Source organism: Alkalihalophilus lindianensis (genome assembly GCF_032843265.1).
GTDB lineage: Bacteria > Bacillota > Bacilli > Bacillales > Bacillaceae_D > Alkalihalophilus > Alkalihalophilus lindianensis.
Window position 1 is genome coordinate 1 of record NZ_JAWJBA010000336.1, and the last position, 271, is coordinate 271.

The window sequence follows — 271 nt, forward strand, 5'->3', positions numbered from 1 at the left end:
TCCGCGGACCTGCCACAATCGCCAGGCTTTCCGTTGCCCTTCCCATATAACTGGATAAGGCAATAATCGTTAAACAGTAAAGAATAAATAATAGAATACTTGGCCAATGCATAAACGTGGCAATAATGGAAAGTGGTACGCCAATAAAGGTCATCAGCATAAAGAGTTTATTTGTCAATTAACATTCGCTCCCATAATTTATTTTTTTATCTTCTTTCACTTTTTCGCTAAGAAATTTACCACAACTTAATTGCTTAGGGCAACTTTTTTC

Annotated in this window: 1 pseudogene; it reads right to left on the reverse strand. The window is 36.5% G+C overall.

Going from position 1 to position 271, the window contains the following annotated elements:
* A pseudogene (locus tag RYX56_RS22480) lies at positions 1-160 on the reverse strand (calcium/proton exchanger); the annotation flags it as partial.
* Positions 161-271: the final 111 nt, after the last annotated feature.